Origin of the sequence: Bacteroides sp. M10 (assembly GCF_014334015.1) — a bacterium.
In the GTDB taxonomy this organism is placed as follows: domain Bacteria; phylum Bacteroidota; class Bacteroidia; order Bacteroidales; family Bacteroidaceae; genus Bacteroides; species Bacteroides intestinigallinarum.
On the sequence record NZ_CP060488.1, the window covers coordinates 6,009,069 to 6,024,612 of the forward strand.

A 15,544-nucleotide genomic window follows, 5' to 3' on the forward strand; every position below is an offset into this window, starting at 1 on the left:
ATGTTACAACAATATCACACGAAACTAAAAGGAACACTCGCACTTACAGACTCTTATCTGACAGAAAAAGCACTGCAAAAAGAAAAGGGGCTTTATAAATTTATATGGGTACGCAGCGGAAGTATCACAGTAGAAATCGACCATCAGGAAATGATGCTTACCAAGGATGAAGTGATTTCACTCACTCATCTGCAACACCTCGAATTTAAATCGATTGACGGTGAATACCTGACTTTGCTGTTCAACAGTAACTTCTATTGCATTTATGGCAATGACCATGAAGTGTCGTGCAGCGGCTTCCTGTTCAACGGTTCTTCTCACCTGATCCGTTTTACCCTGAATGAAAAAGAACGAAAAGAGCTCGACACCATTACCGAAGCACTGGAAAACGAGTTTACAGTTTCCGACAGCCTGCAGGAGGAAATGCTACGCATCCTGCTGAAACGCTTCATCATTCAATGTACCCGTATTGCACGTCATCGCATGAATATCACCCGCGAAAAAGAATCCGGTTTCGAGATTGTCCGCCAATACTACAACTTGGTTGACGAGCATTATCGGACGAAAAAGCAGGTACAGGACTATGCCGATATGCTACACAAATCTCCCAAGACACTATCGAACATCTTTTCAACCTGCAAACTGCCTTCGCCACTCCGGGTAATCCACGAACGGGTGGAAGCGGAAGCCAAACGCCTTTTGCTTTACAGCAACAAAAGTGCTAAAGAGATTGCCGATATTCTTGGATTTGAAGACCAGGCTTCTTTCAGCCGTTTCTTCAAAAATATGACCGGACAGAGCGCCGTACAATTCAGAAATACACAGGAAGGGAAAAATTGATAAGGCATACGGAAGTATTGCTATTTGGGGAGTATGGGGAATGAACGACCTTTGCAACGTTAGATAAACCCATTAAAACCCCAACAAAATGAAAGAGAAATTTATCGCTTTACTGACCTTCACTTCAAGTCTGAAAAGTTTCGGTATTCAATTTATCCGTGTAGCCATTCTGGTAGTATTTGTATGGATAGGCGGATTGAAGTATTTCCATTATGAAGCCGACGGGATTGTTCCGTTTGTAGCCAACAGTCCTTTCATGAGCTTCTTCTACGCTAAAGATGCGCCCGAATACAAAGAACACAAAAATGCGGAGGGTGCTTTCGTCCCGGAAAATCGAGCATGGCACGAAGCAAACCGTACTTATACTTTCTCCTACGGACTGGGAGCTCTTATTATGAGCATCGGCATACTGGTATTTCTAGGCATCTTTTTCCCGAAAGTAGGATTGGCAGGTGACGCCCTTGCCATTATCATGACGCTCGGAACACTTTCTTTTCTCGTCACTACCCCGGAAGTCTGGATTCCCGACCTGGGAAGCGGAGAGTTCGGCTTCCCGTTACTATCCGGTGCAGGGCGATTGGTGATTAAAGATATTGTGATCTTAGCCAGTGCCGTAGTGTTACTATCCGACTCGTCACAACGAGTACTCAAAACACTTAAAAAAGACTAATCCTCCCCTTGCAGAAAGTCCTGACTTCTTGAGATTGCGGAACAAATCGTATTTTCAGACTGTTATATAGTCTCATACGAATCGTTAATAAAAAGAAGTTATGAAACAATATGATGCAATAATAATAGGATTCGGCAAGGCAGGAAAGACCCTGGCTGCCGAACTTTCCAACCGCGGATGGCAAGTTGCCATCGTGGAACGTTCCAACATGATGTATGGAGGAACCTGCCCTAACGTAGCCTGTATTCCAACCAAAACGCTGGTGCATGAAGCAGAGGTTTCCGCCTTGCTTTACCATGACGATTTTCCCAAACAGGCGAATATGTACAAACAATCCATCAGTCGAAAGAACCGTCTCACCTCTTTTCTTAGAAATGATAATTACGAAAGACTAAACAAACGTCCTAATGTGACTATTTACACTGGGACGGGGTCTTTTGTATCTTCCAATACGATAAAAGTTGCGCTTCCGGAAGGGGACATCGAGCTGCAAGGTAAAGAGATATTTATCAATACAGGCTCTACTCCTATCATTCCGGCAATAGACGGCATTCAGCAAAGCCAGCATGTATATACCAGTAGTACGCTTCTGGATTTAAACGTCCTTCCCCGTCACTTGATTATTGTAGGCGGAGGATATATAGGACTGGAATTTGCTTCTATGTATGCCGGATTTGGCAGTAAAGTGACGATACTAGAAGGAGGAAATAAATTTATGCCTCGTGAAGATCGGGATATTGCAAACAGCGTCAAAGAAGTAATGGATAAGAAAGGTATTGAAATCCATTTGAACGCGCGTGCACAGTCTATCCATGACACCAATGATGGAGTGACGCTGACTTACTCGGACGTATCAGACGGCACTCCTTATTATGTGGATGGAGATGCCATTCTCATCGCAACGGGACGTAAACCGATGATTGAGGGATTAAACCTGTCAGCAGCAGGCGTAGGAGTCGATGCGCACGGAGCTATCATAGTAAACGATCAGTTACGTACCACTGTTCCCCATGTATGGGCAATGGGAGATGTAAAAGGCGGAGCACAATTCACCTATCTCTCTCTGGATGATTTCCGGATTATCCGCGATCAGCTCTTCGGTGACAAGAAACGTGATATCGGAGACCGTGATCCTGTTCAATATGCAGTGTTTATTGATCCGCCATTGGCGCATATCGGAATCAGTGAAGAAGAAGCTCTGAAAAGGGGATATTCATTTAAGGTTTCCCGGTTGCCGGCATCTTCCGTTGTCCGTGCCCGTACATTGCGACAGACCGATGGTATGCTAAAAGCCATCATCAATAATCATAACGGGAAGATTATGGGCTGTACACTATTTTGTGCCGATGCTTCAGAAATCATCAATATCGTAGCTATGGCTATGAAAACGGGGCAACCGTCTACATTCTTACGCGATTTTATCTTCACGCATCCCAGCATGAGCGAGGGATTAAATCAATTATTTGACATATAAGATAAATAGGCGATTTGCTTGCAAAAAATAGAAAAAACAAGGTACTTCGTATCATGATTAGTTGAATACATAACACAGCCTCTAAATAGGGTAAACAGAGGCTGTATTTGGAGTAATCAGAGGCTCTGAATGAGATAAACAGAGCCTCTAAATAAATGAATCTTATTCTTTTTCCATCTTAACAGAGTGAAATCTAACAGAAAGTGTTATCTTTGCAACCAAGTTAAACTATATACCTACCGCAATGAGAATTAGTAAGTAAGACAACACTTCTAAGTAAACATCACTTTTCTTATATGCTTTTTCTATTTTGTTAAGCATCACGAAATCCGTGTTGTTTAGCCAGTATTGTGTTTGTCGTTCCCCTATCCTGTGATTTTCCTTCACTCTATTTTCAACCTCAAACCCAATAGATCATCATGTCTATAAGTATTCAACAAATCAGCTATATCCATCCGGATAAAGAAGTATTATTCAGTGATCTCAATTTCGCCATCAGTAAGGGGCAGAAACTGGGATTAGTCGGTAACAATGGTTGCGGTAAATCTACTTTGCTGCAAATTATTGCCGGGCAACTTTCACCCTCTTCCGGTGTCATTGTCCGTCCGGACGACCTATATTATATCCCGCAACATTTCGGGCAATATGATTCATTGACTATCGCTCAAGCACTCCGGATAGAACGTAAGCAACAAGCCCTACATGCTATCCTGTCAGGAGATGCCTCAAACGAAAATTTCGTCGTCCTGGATGATGACTGGAATATTGAAGAACGTTCCATTGCTGCTCTCGATTTATGGGGGTTAGGACAGTTTACTCTATCCTACCCAATGAATTTGCTTAGTGGCGGTGAAAAGACCCGTGTATTTCTGGCAGGGATGAACATCCATCACCCATCTGTCGTACTTATGGATGAACCGACCAATCATCTTGATTCTTCCGGCAGGCAACGTTTATACGACTGGGTAGAGAAATGTCGCTCCACGCTGTTAGTGGTGAGTCATGACCGCACTCTGCTTAATCTTCTCCCTGAAATATGCGAACTGGAAAAGCATCAAATCAATTATTATGGTGGAAATTATGAATTCTACAAAGAACAAAAAACACTGATGCAGGAAGCATTGCAGCAACGTATCGAAGAAAAAGAGAAAGCACTGCGCATTGCCCGCAAAGTGGCACGCGAAACGGTCGAACGCAGGGACAAACAAAATGTGCGTGGAGAAAAGAATAATATTAAAAAGGGAGTTCCACGCATTGTGCTCAACGCGCTTCAAGGAAAATCGGAAAAGAGTACCAGTAAACTTAACAGCACCCATCAGGAGAAAGCAGAGAAGTTAACAGGCGAACGTAACCAACTTCGAAGTTCGCTCTCCCCGACCGCTACACTAAAAACTGATTTTAATAGTTCCTCGCTCCACACCGGAAAGATATTGGTGACAGCAAAAGAGATTAACTTCGGTTATCATCCCAATTCAGACAGTAATGATATTCAGGATAATAACGACTTCAAACAGCAACTTTGGCAAACACCCATCAGCTTCCAACTAAAGAGTGGGGACCGCCTCCGTATAGAAGGGGCCAACGGCAGTGGGAAAACAACTCTTTTGAAGCTAATCACCGGACAGCTTCAGCCACAAGAAGGAAACCTGACACGAATGGAATTCACCTATGTCTATCTGAATCAGGAATATTCTATCATCGACGACCGGAATAGTATCCTGGAACAGGCTTACGCTTTCAATAACCGGAACCTGCCGGAGCATGAAATAAAGATTATTCTAAACCGTTATTTATTCCCCGCTTCCGAATGGGACAAATCCTGCCGGAAACTTAGCGGTGGCGAGAAAATGCGCCTTGCTTTCTGCTGCCTGATGATTAACAATAATACTCCCGATATGTTTATTCTGGATGAACCGACCAACAATCTGGATATACAGAGCATTGAAATCATCACTGCTACCATCAAGAACTATACGGGTACTGTAATTGCAATCTCACACGACGATTATTTTATTCAGGAAATCGGTATCGAGCAACGTATTTTATTAAGCTAGCCTATTGATATTTTATCCGGTAAGTCTAAATATCAACCTAGTTTTTTATAACTTCGCAGCGCGAAGAAAATAATTGGAATAAAATGGATCAGACAACACAATCATGGTGGTTTATCTTTTATAAAGATCAACTGCTTCTTGAGAAAAAAGGGGATGGTAAGTATGCCGTCCCATGTGGAGAAAGTTCTCCTATCATTATTAAAGAAAAAACAACAGTACACAATATCACAACACTGGAAGGGAGAAACTGCAAAGCTTTCTCCCTCTCCTCTCCCTTTGAAGAATCGGAGCAATGGGCAATGATAGGACTTCGTGCCTCTTATGATTATCTTCCTTTATCTCATTATCAGACTGCAGGAAAAGCGCATGAGATTCTGCATTGGGATAGAAACAGCCGCTTCTGTTCCGCCTGTGGCACGCCGATGGAACAGAAAGAGTCTATCATGAAACGTTGTCCGAAATGTGGTCGGGAGGTATATCCTTCCATATCCACAGCGATTCTTGTATTAGTGAGAAAAAAAGATTCACTGCTCTTAGTGCATGCCCGCAATTTCAAAGGAACATTCAACAGCCTCGTTGCCGGGTTCCTGGAAACCGGAGAAACATTAGAAGAATGTGTAGCACGTGAAGTGAAAGAAGAAACCGGACTGGACGTAAAGAATATCACTTATTTTGGTAACCAGCCCTGGCCTTATCCCAGCGGTCTGATGGTCGGCTTTATAGCAGATTATGCCGGAGGAGAAATCACACTCCAAGATGAGGAGTTGAGTTCGGGAGACTTTTACACAAGGGATCATTTGCCCGAACTTCCCAGGAAACTTAGTCTTGCACGAAAGATGATCGATTGGTGGATTGAGCATCCAAATGAACATGTAGCAAACTAATAATCATAAATCGACCCCATGGAATTATCAACAAAAACACCCCGAATTGAAGTAGTAGATGCTCTTAGAGGATTTGCTGTAATGGCGATCTTCTTAGTACATAACCTGGAACATTTCATTTTCCCTGTTTATCCGGAAAGCTCTCCCGAATGGCTCACCATTTTGGATGCGGGAGTATTGAATGCAACCTTCTCGCTGCTTGCCGGAAAATCTTATGCCATATTCGCTCTGCTTTTTGGATTCACTTTCTTTATCCAGTCGCACAACCAGCAATTAAAAGGAAAAGATTTCGGTTACCGTTTTTTATGGAGAATGGTATTACTTGCAGGATTTGCCACTCTTAATGCCGCTTTCTTTCCCGCAGGAGATGTCCTGTTGCTGTTCGTTGTAGTCAGTCTCGTACTGTTTATCGTACGTAAGTGGAGTGACAAAGCGATTCTAATCACCGCCATCTTGTTTTCACTGCAACCGATTGAATGGTTTCATTATATAATGAGCCTTTTCAATCCTGCCTATACCCTACCCGATTTGAATGTTGGAGCCATGTATGCTGAAGTAGCGGAATACACCAAAGCCGGAAACTTTTGGGATTTTCTGATAGGTAATATTACTTTAGGACAGAAAGCAAGCCTGTTTTGGGCTATCGGTGCCGGACGTTTCTTGCAGACTGCCGGACTTTTCCTGTTTGGCTTATATATCGGACGCAAAGAATTGTTCGTAACTACCGAATCTCATTTGAAGTTCTGGATGAAAGCACTTATTATTGCAGCTATCAGTTTCGCGCCACTGTATTCTCTGAAAGAACAGATCATGCAAAGTGACAGCAGTCTGATTCAGCAAACAGTAGGTACTGCTTTTGATATGTGGCAGAAGTTTGCATTCACGATTGTACTTGTTTCTTCTTTCATGTTGCTTTATCAGAAAGATAAATTCAAGAAAGCCGTATCCAACCTACGATTCTACGGAAAAATGAGTTTGACCAACTATATTTCCCAATCTATTTTAGGAGCTATTATCTATTTTCCATTCGGGCTTTATCTTGCTCCTTACTGTGGATATACTCTTAGCTTGATTATAGGTATCGTTCTTTTCCTGTTACAGGTTAAGTTCTGCAAATGGTGGCTATCTAACCATAAACAAGGACCATTGGAGACAATATGGCATAAATGGACTTGGATCGGAACCAAGAAATGACAGGAAGAAAAGCAGGCTACGAAATATGCACAACTACAAACGAACAACTTACGAATATGAAACTGAACGTATCACTCTAAAGCATCAACAACACATGTGTATATCCGCAGCCTGCCTGTTGAAATTGAGATGATGCCAATACAACAAGATTCTCGCAAGAAGGATTTGCAAGTGGACTTAAAGAATGCAAAGGAAATGAAAGAACTGTACCAAGTGAGGAAAAATACCCGAAAATAGGCAGAATCAGGGCCATGTACAGAGAAAAAAGAAGCGCCTCCACAATCTTCAAAAGATTATAGAGGCGCTATTTTATTATTTATCTTTTTATGATCTATATCTGAAATTTCAGAAGAGACAAAATCAGATACCCAATGATTTTTTCACTGCTTCAATCTTTTCCATGGCGGCAGATTCGGCAGAAGCATAACAGTTGCGGCATCCCATTTCACCCTGAACTTCCATATAGAACTTAATCTTCGGTTCTGTACCTGAAGGACGAACAGAAACTTTGCTACCGTCTTCTGTGAAATATTGAAGAACGTTAGATGGTTCCGGCATATCAATTACAGTTACGTTACCTTTATCGTCTGTCTGTTTCAGAGTCTTATAATCTTTGCTCAAGATCACTTTTGAGCCACCCAATTCTTTCGGAGGATTAGCGCGGAAGTTTTCCATCATCGCTTTGATTTCTTCAGCACCGCTCTTACCCGGTTTCACTACGTTTACAGTAAACTCTTTAGAGAATCCATATTCTACGTAGATATCGAGCAACAACTGATACAAAGATTTGCCATTATCTTTTGCCCATGCAGCAACTTCAGCAATCAGACAGCAAGCAGATACAGCATCTTTATCACGAACAAAATCTTCAGCAAGGAATCCGTAGCTTTCTTCACCACCACCGATATATTTCTTTTTACCTTCACGCAGACGGATTTCACGGGCAATCCACTTAAATCCGGTATAGCAGTCAAGCATTTCGATGTTATTCTTATCAGCGATTTTCTTGATAAGTTCGGTAGTAACGATTGTCTTTACACAGAACTCATTACCTTTAATCTTACCCAGTTGTTTGTATTGAGTCAGAATATAATAAAGGTACATCATACAAGTCTGGTTACCGTTAATCAGTACCCATTCGCCCTTGTCATCCTTACAAGCGATACCCACACGGTCAGCATCCGGATCGGAAGCCATTACGAGGTCAGCATCAATTTCTTTGGCAAGGTTTACAGCCATAGAAAGAGCTTCTGCATTTTCAGGATTCGGAGATACAACAGTCGGGAAGTTACCGTCCTTAACCATTTGTTCGGGAACAGTGAATACGTTTTCGAATCCCCACATCTTCAATGCACGCGGAATCAACATCATACCTGTACCGTGAATCGGAGTATAGACAATCTTCATATCTTTGTGACGGGCAATAGCTGCCGGATCAATAGAAACGGTTTTCACCATGTCCAGATAAATCTTATCAATGTCTTCACCGATAATCTGAATCAAATCAGGATTTCCCTGGAATTTAATGTCAGCAGCAGAGGCAATGGCATTCACTTCATCAATGATACCCTTATCATGCGGAGCCAACACTTGTGCACCATCATCCCAATATGCCTTGTAACCGTTGTATTCTTTCGGATTGTGAGAAGCAGTCAGAATGATACCGCTCTGGCAACCGAGGTGACGGATAGCAAAAGACATTTCCGGAGTCGGACGCATATCGTCAAACAGATACACTTTAATGCCATTGGCAGAGAAAATATTAGCAGAAGTCTCTGCAAACAAACGGCTGTTGTTACGGCAGTCGTGACCTACTACTACAGAAATCTGCGGCAGATCTTTGAAGTTCTTCTTCAGATAATTGGAAAGTCCTTGAGTAGCAGCACCTACCGTATAGATATTCATACGATTACTACCTACTCCCATGATACCACGCAGACCACCAGTACCAAATTCAAGGTCTTTGTAGAAAGCTTCAATAAGTTCGGTTTTATCATCGTTTTCCAACATGCGTTTCACTTCAGCCTGGGTTTCAGCATCATAAGCCGGGGTTAGCCATTTTTCGGCTTTTTCAGTGACCTGTTTAATAAGTTCCTGATTTTCCATTTCGATTGTTATTTATTGGTTAATGAATTATTTATTATCAATTTCTTGAGCACACAAATGTAAAATAATAAGTTTATAAATCCTAGTTATTCAATTGAAAATTGAGAATTGAAAATCAAAAAATGATTGATTACTGTTATTTCTCAATTTTCAATTCTCAATTCTTATTTTACCAAATATCTATCACCGGTCTGTTTGACATATTCTTGCAAGAATTCTTTCGGATATCCGGGACGGATCACACCGGCTGGTTGTCCGATAGAATTACGCTCAAACTTACCATCTTTAACACGCTTCACTACTCCATCATTATACTTCACAATCAAGAATGTACCTAATTGTTTCCAAGTATCGAAAGTGCTCTGTGCAGTCATATTTGTATAATTTGTCAGAAAATCAACTGCTGCGTTCTTATCTTTAGCCAACAGTTTGGCAGCCATCTCTTCAATGCCTTCCTGTGCATTGTTGAAAGTCGTCTCCATTTCTTTCTGCGCTTCCCGTACATCACCGATCATCAAATCATAACGCGGATAGACCATATTAGATACCCAGTTGAAAATCCAGAAAGCTGAATTCCAGGAGAATGTTATATAATCGGCTCCATCTACACGGGTATAGCATACCGGAACTTTCGTTGCGCAGCAATAGACCGGAGTAAATACCGTCATGTTGGCATCATCCACACCAAACCAAAGTACACCACCTATCGGGTCCGGCTTATGAGCACGCATCTGTGCAACAAATACAAATCCGCTTTGTTGAGTGGAAATGGGACGTTCGTTGAAATATTCCTTGTCGTCTACCTTGAAGTTCAGAGGAGAAAGGCGATATGGCGTCTTATAAGGACCTGCTCCGAAATCATTGGAAATATCAAGAGGCGTACCTTCATAGTGGTCGCGCATCATATCTTTCACATCCTGTACAGACAGTTTATGTTTCGGTTTCACAAAAAGAGGCATCGGAGTATCGGTCTTTCCCTCAATATAAGGAAGATAATCTTTTCCATGATCCGTGAACTTATTAAAATAGCTCCACACACGTGCCTCACAGAAACGGCGGGCACCAAAATCAAGAGGTGCATAGGCCAGCGAAAAGCTAAAATCTTTGTTTACCCCATTAAAATATCCCTTCTCGCGGGCAAAAGAAACGACATCCGGAGAGTACATACAGTTCTCCTTGTCATTCATATCAAACTGGTGGATACGTGACTGATTGGCATGAGCCGAGATACAATCATCGGGTACACGTACAGCTACCCAAACAGCTCCACGAATTCCGGGACCTTTACCAATCATTTCCATGATCCATATTTCGTTCGGATCGGCAATAGTAAAAGACTCTCCTTCGCTATAATAACCGTATTGCTGCACTAAATCGGTCATGATTTTAATTGCTTCACGGGCAGTGCGCGAACGTTGCAAACCAATATAAATCAGACTTCCGTAATCAATAATCCCTGTAGAATCCGCCAGTTCCGGACGTCCGCCGAAAGTAGTCTCACCAATCGTAACCTGATATTCATTCATATTACCGACTACATTGTAAGTCTGACGTGCCTGCTCTATTTCTCCCAGATACTTGCCGGTATCCCATTCATACACTTTCAACATCGTTCCCTTCGGGTAGGTAGCAGCCGGATAATGATAAAGTTCTCCGAACAGGCCATACGAGTCGGCAGAATAGGAAACGATTGTCGAACCATCGGCAGACGCATTCTTTCCGACAATCAGGTTAGTGCAGGCGAAAGTGTTCGCCACAGCCGCCATAAATACGGCAGCACAAAGAATAATTCTTCTTTTCATAAATATATGATTCACTTTTAATAATTTACCAAACAAAACTTTCACGAGCCACCGTTTCATTTCCACATCCATCGGTCACTGTGAACTCGACAGTATGCTTTCCGCCCTTCTTCACGTGTTTCGGATCAAGTACGCATTCCCAGTACGATTTCACAATATTAGGGCGTCCGAAAAGTGCATACTTACCATCAATCGTTCCACGATAGGAAGCAATTCCCGCCCCCTGATCTTTCAACCGATAGACAATCTTTCCGTTTCTTCCCCACTGGTTCTTATTGACAGGAATAATCTCCGGCGGAATGGTGTCGATAGCAACAGTATAAGTTCCCAGCTCCCTGATAGCCGCCTTCATGTATCCGTCTTCATATTTTCCGCCTATGCTGTATTTTCCTCCCTTCGGAGTGATACGGGCTACATAATATTTGGTCGTATCGGCAACCGGCTTTCTACGCAACCCGATACAAAGTTCACAAGCTGCATGCAATGGAACCGTCTTATCATTCAGTTGATAAGTAAAAGCAACGGCACCACTATCCGCCTTCATCTGATAATTGAGGGGGACATCGTCATACAACATTCCTTTCGGAATAACCAGGCTCAATCCCGGTTCTTGCAAATAATTAGTCTTATTCCAGGTGAAATAATATTTCTCCCGATGATTCAATGGTTCAACCGGCTGCTTCCGGCCCCGTACGGTAAAACGATAGTTGGAAGTGTTTCCGAAAGCATCTTTCAATGTATATAAGAACTGATAATCCCGTTCCTCGTCAATCGTCACCAGACCACGATTATCATTCGACGCTTTCAGCAGACGCAACGTATTCCCCGGATCAATAAAAGATTTCATATATTGTCCATACGTCCAAGAGTTAATCATCCGGTTTTCTTCCTGCGAGAAACGATCTACGGTGCTGCGAAATATTTCATTCCCATCTACCGTGAGCACCACAGAATAGACTCCGTAATGGTTACTTACGCCATCCATGTAATCGTATGCCTTGATGCCCAGTCCTATCACTCCCCATGCTTCCACAGGACGTTCGCTATTGGGAAGAATCGTTTTATTCTCCTGCTTTCCATCCACCACTCCTTTGCCCGGTTGCGGAAAAAATAGGATGCCGTCAGCTTTCGGAGCACGCGTATCTTTTATTTTCGACTGGAAAAAAGGCATAGGGTCAATATAATCTCCCGATTCCGTTTCAAACACATCCAGATGAAGATGTGGGCCGAACGAATATCCGGTATTGCCGCTCCATGCAATCTGCTGACCTCCTTTTACCGGATATTCTCCCGGTTCGGGAACAATCTCCACTTCCCAGTTCTCTTCTTCATATTGAAGTTTCTCCACCCTTTCGGCAATGGGAGAAACAAAACCGCTCAAGTGACGGTTGATAGTTGAATAACCATTATGGTAGCAGACATCAAGTACATATCCCGATCCATTCGTGACACGAATACGTGAAATATAGCCATCAGCAAGAGCACGGACGGGTTTACCGATCACTCCGCCTGTTTTAAAATCCAGCCCGCCATGGAAGTGATTGGAGCGGATTTCGCCAAAGTTTCCACTCAATGTAAGAGGAAAGTCAAAAGGAGGCACAAAGGTAGCTTGCTTTTTCTCTTGTCCATACCCTCCGATGCAGCAAGCCAGCATCAAAGCTGTGATATATCGTCTCATCATTCCATTCACTTTTTTACTCCCGCAAATGTACACTATTCCCACTAAACTATGAAATATCCGGGAAGAATGATGAACTTTGATTCTAGTTAATATTTCTTTTTAATGTTATATTCATTGCAAATCAGTAGTCATTATGTTATTAATATTAGTACTTTTGTAGCCGTTTTTTAATTATAATTAAAAGTTAGTGACTCAATGAGAATGTATGTAAAAGTAATGGCAGCGGTCATTGCATGTATATTGCTGAGTGGAGAAGCGCTCTCGGCATTTGCAACTACCCCCGCTACAGAAAATCTGAGTTGGTTTAAAAAGAAAAAGAAGAAACCAGAAGAGAAAGAAGAGAAGAGTAAAAGCGACTACGAAAAATTAGTGGAAGACAGTAAAACAACGAAAGGAATGTTTGCTGTACACCAAAAGAAGAATGACTATTATTTTGAAATTCCGACCTCACTTTTGGGACGTGATTTATTAGTTGTCAACAAACTGCAGCGAGTTCCTGCCGAACTTAATGATGCAGGTGTAAACCGTGGAGTAAACTACGAGAATCAGATGGTTTGCATGGAATGGGATAAAGCTACGGGCAAACTAATGCTACGACAACAACGCCCATTACCTCTGGCCCCCCAAACGGATGCTATCTTCCGTTCGGTAAAGGATAATTTTATCTCTCCGTTGATTGCCGCATTCAAAATCGAAGCGATTAACGCAGATTCTACTGCATTAGTAATCAAGGTGAATGATATTTATGACGGTACTGAAACCAGTATTAATAATGTATTTACTAATATCAATCTGGGTACTTCGGCTATCAAGAACTTATCACGTATTTTATCCATCAAATCCTTTTCAAACAATGTCGTGGCAACTTCCGAGTTGACCACCAGAGTTACAGAAGGAACTACCACTGTTTATGTGACGGTGGAAGTTAGTTCTTCTATTCTCTTGTTGCCCGAAAAACCGATGATGGGACGATTCGACAATCAGAAAGTCGGTTATTTCACTAATCCGTTATTGAGTTTTAGTGATGCACAACAGGGTACGGATAAAACACAGTATATCACTCGCTGGCGTATGGAGCCCAAACCGGAAGACCGGGAGGCTTATCTGAAAGGTCAGCTTGTGGAACCTGCCAAGCCAATCGTATTCTACATTGATAATTCAACACCTTACCAATGGCGTACGTACATTAAAAAAGGTATCGAGGACTGGCAGATTGCTTTCGAAAAAGCTGGTTTCAAGAACGCGATTATCGCCAAGGAAATCACAGACAGTATGCATGTAGACATGGACGATGTCAATTACTCGGTACTGACTTACGCTGCTTCAGAAAAGAAAAATGCAATGGGACCTTCCCTGTTAGATCCACGTTCCGGAGAAATTCTGGAAGCTGATATTATGTGGTGGCACAATGTGCTTTCTATGGTACGCGAATGGATCACTGTGCAAACTGGAACTGTGTGTCCGGAAGCACGCAATGTGCAATTACCCGATGCTTTAATGGGAGATGCCATCCGGTTCGTTGCTTGCCATGAGGTAGGCCACTCATTGGGACTCCGTCACAATATGATGGGATCATGGGCTTTCCCGACGGATTCATTACGTTCCGAAGCATTCACTTCCAGAATGAATTCTACCGCTTCATCTATCATGGATTATGCACGATTCAATTATATTGCACAGCCTGGAGATGGCGTAAAAGTTCTTTCTCCGCACATCGGTCCTTATGATATGTTTGCTATCGAATATGGCTATCGTTGGTACGGAAAGAATACTCCGGAAGAAGAAAAAGATATTTTATTCGATTTCTTGAGTAAGCATACCGATCGTCTTTATAAGTATAGTGAAGCGCAGGACGTACGTGACGCGGTAGATCCACGCGCACAGAACGAAGATCTGGGTGATGATCCGGTTCGTTCTTCTTTATATGGTATCGAAAACCTGAAACGTATCGTTCCACAAATTCTTCAATGGACTACTACCGGAGAAAAGGGACAAACTTACGAAGAAGCGTCGCGTCTCTACTACGCAGTTATCAACCAGTGGAACAACTACTTATATCATGTACTTGCCAACATCGGTGGTATCTATATTGAAAATACAATTGTAGGAGACGGTGTCAAGACTTATACATTCGTTGAGAAAGAGAAACAAGAAGCTTCATTAAAATTCTTGATGGATGAAGTATTGACATATCCTAAATGGCTGTTTGACACGGAAGTAGGACAATATACCTATCTGCTCCGCAACACTCCAATCGGAAAACAGGAGAATGCTCCTACGCAAATTTTAAAGAACGCCCAAGCCTATATCCTTTGGGATTTACTAGGCAACACTCGTTTGATGCGTATGATAGAGAATGAATCTGTCAACGGAAAGAAAGCCTTTACAGTAGTGGAGCTTATGGACGGACTTCATAAAAACATTTTCGGTATTACCGAACGTGGTGGCATCCCCAATGTTATGGAACGTTCTTTGCAGAAAAACTTCCTCGATGCATTACTTACAGCAGCCGCAGAACCCGAAGCTGTAAAAATCAACAAGAAGATTGCAAACGAGCATTTTCTGCTTGACCATGCTACTCCTTTCTGTAGTTGTTATGCAGCTGAACAACGGGCACTTCGCCAGGAAGACCGAATGGGTGCTCCACGTGTGCTCAACTTCTACGGCAGTCAGCTCAACCGTATTTCTGATGCTATCTCGGTGAAACGTGGAGAGCTATTACGTATCAAGAAATTGTTGCAGAACCGCCTCGGCACTTCTGATACTGCTGCACGCTATCATTATGAAGACATGATTCTACGTATCAATACAGCTTTGGGAATCAAATAAAACAAAATCA

Annotated in this window: 10 protein-coding genes; 7 read left to right on the top strand and 3 right to left on the bottom strand. The window is 42.3% G+C overall.

Going from position 1 to position 15,544, the window contains the following annotated elements:
- The 6 genes from H8796_RS22425 to H8796_RS22450 all read left to right on the top strand — a co-directional run bounded on the left by H8796_RS22425 (position 1) and on the right by H8796_RS22450 (position 7,116).
- Positions 1-840: an AraC family transcriptional regulator gene (locus H8796_RS22425; protein ID WP_004300715.1), complete on the top strand. Its 840-nt coding sequence runs from the start codon at positions 1-3 to the stop codon at positions 838-840.
- A gap of 88 nt (positions 841-928) precedes the next feature.
- Complete coding sequence (locus tag H8796_RS22430) at positions 929-1,510, top strand: DUF417 family protein (protein ID WP_117933982.1); 582 nt, start codon at positions 929-931, stop codon at positions 1,508-1,510.
- A 100-nt stretch (positions 1,511-1,610) separates the two neighbouring features.
- On the top strand, positions 1,611-2,984 hold the full coding sequence (locus H8796_RS22435; protein WP_117933984.1) for an FAD-dependent oxidoreductase: 1,374 nt from the start codon (positions 1,611-1,613) through the stop codon (positions 2,982-2,984).
- Between the two features lie 419 nt (positions 2,985-3,403).
- Entirely contained in the window at positions 3,404-5,038 is a 1,635-nt protein-coding gene (locus H8796_RS22440; RefSeq protein WP_117933986.1) for an ABC-F family ATP-binding cassette domain-containing protein, read from the top strand.
- A 47-nt stretch (positions 5,039-5,085) separates the two neighbouring features.
- A complete protein-coding gene (nudC, locus tag H8796_RS22445) occupies positions 5,086-5,922 on the top strand; it encodes an NAD(+) diphosphatase (RefSeq protein ID WP_370449169.1) in 837 nt (278 codons plus the stop codon).
- An 18-nt stretch (positions 5,923-5,940) separates the two neighbouring features.
- Positions 5,941-7,116, top strand: coding sequence for a DUF418 domain-containing protein (locus H8796_RS22450; RefSeq protein ID WP_117933990.1), 1,176 nt, complete (start codon positions 5,941-5,943; stop codon positions 7,114-7,116).
- Positions 7,117-7,476: 360 nt separating this feature from the next.
- On the opposite strand, the gene H8796_RS22455 is transcribed toward H8796_RS22450, so the two are convergent.
- From H8796_RS22455 to H8796_RS22465, 3 genes are all read right to left on the bottom strand, one after another.
- The gene (locus H8796_RS22455; RefSeq protein WP_117933992.1) at positions 7,477-9,222 is read right to left on the bottom strand and encodes a phospho-sugar mutase; all 1,746 of its coding nucleotides are present in this window, start codon (positions 9,220-9,222) and stop codon (positions 7,477-7,479) included.
- A 164-nt stretch (positions 9,223-9,386) separates the two neighbouring features.
- Positions 9,387-11,024: a C69 family dipeptidase gene (locus tag H8796_RS22460; protein ID WP_117934147.1), complete on the bottom strand. Its 1,638-nt coding sequence runs from the start codon at positions 11,022-11,024 to the stop codon at positions 9,387-9,389.
- A gap of 25 nt (positions 11,025-11,049) precedes the next feature.
- A complete protein-coding gene (locus tag H8796_RS22465; RefSeq protein ID WP_117934149.1) occupies positions 11,050-12,702 on the bottom strand; it encodes a M23 family metallopeptidase in 1,653 nt (550 codons plus the stop codon).
- Between the two features lie 198 nt (positions 12,703-12,900).
- Here H8796_RS22465 and H8796_RS22470 point away from each other — a divergent pair, with 198 nt between their 5' ends.
- Positions 12,901-15,534, top strand: a complete 2,634-nt coding sequence (locus H8796_RS22470) for a zinc-dependent metalloprotease (RefSeq protein ID WP_117933994.1) — start codon at positions 12,901-12,903, stop codon at positions 15,532-15,534.
- Positions 15,535-15,544: the final 10 nt, after the last annotated feature.

What these genes read in the sequence shown, in the direction of transcription:
- H8796_RS22450 (WP_117933990.1), top strand. Translation starts at nt 5,941, where the DNA reads ATGGAATTATCAACAAAAACACCCCGAATTGAAGTAGTAGATGCTCTT.
- H8796_RS22435 (WP_117933984.1), top strand. Translation starts at nt 1,611, where the DNA reads ATGAAACAATATGATGCAATAATAATAGGATTCGGCAAGGCAGGAAAG.
- H8796_RS22430 (WP_117933982.1), top strand. Translation starts at nt 929, where the DNA reads ATGAAAGAGAAATTTATCGCTTTACTGACCTTCACTTCAAGTCTGAAA.
- H8796_RS22440 (WP_117933986.1), top strand. Translation starts at nt 3,404, where the DNA reads ATGTCTATAAGTATTCAACAAATCAGCTATATCCATCCGGATAAAGAA.
- H8796_RS22465 (WP_117934149.1), bottom strand. Translation starts at nt 12,702, where the DNA reads ATGAGACGATATATCACAGCTTTGATGCTGGCTTGCTGCATCGGAGGG.
- H8796_RS22460 (WP_117934147.1), bottom strand. Translation starts at nt 11,024, where the DNA reads ATGAAAAGAAGAATTATTCTTTGTGCTGCCGTATTTATGGCGGCTGTG.
- H8796_RS22425 (WP_004300715.1), top strand. Translation starts at nt 1, where the DNA reads ATGTTACAACAATATCACACGAAACTAAAAGGAACACTCGCACTTACA.
- H8796_RS22470 (WP_117933994.1), top strand. Translation starts at nt 12,901, where the DNA reads ATGAGAATGTATGTAAAAGTAATGGCAGCGGTCATTGCATGTATATTG.
- H8796_RS22455 (WP_117933992.1), bottom strand. Translation starts at nt 9,222, where the DNA reads ATGGAAAATCAGGAACTTATTAAACAGGTCACTGAAAAAGCCGAAAAA.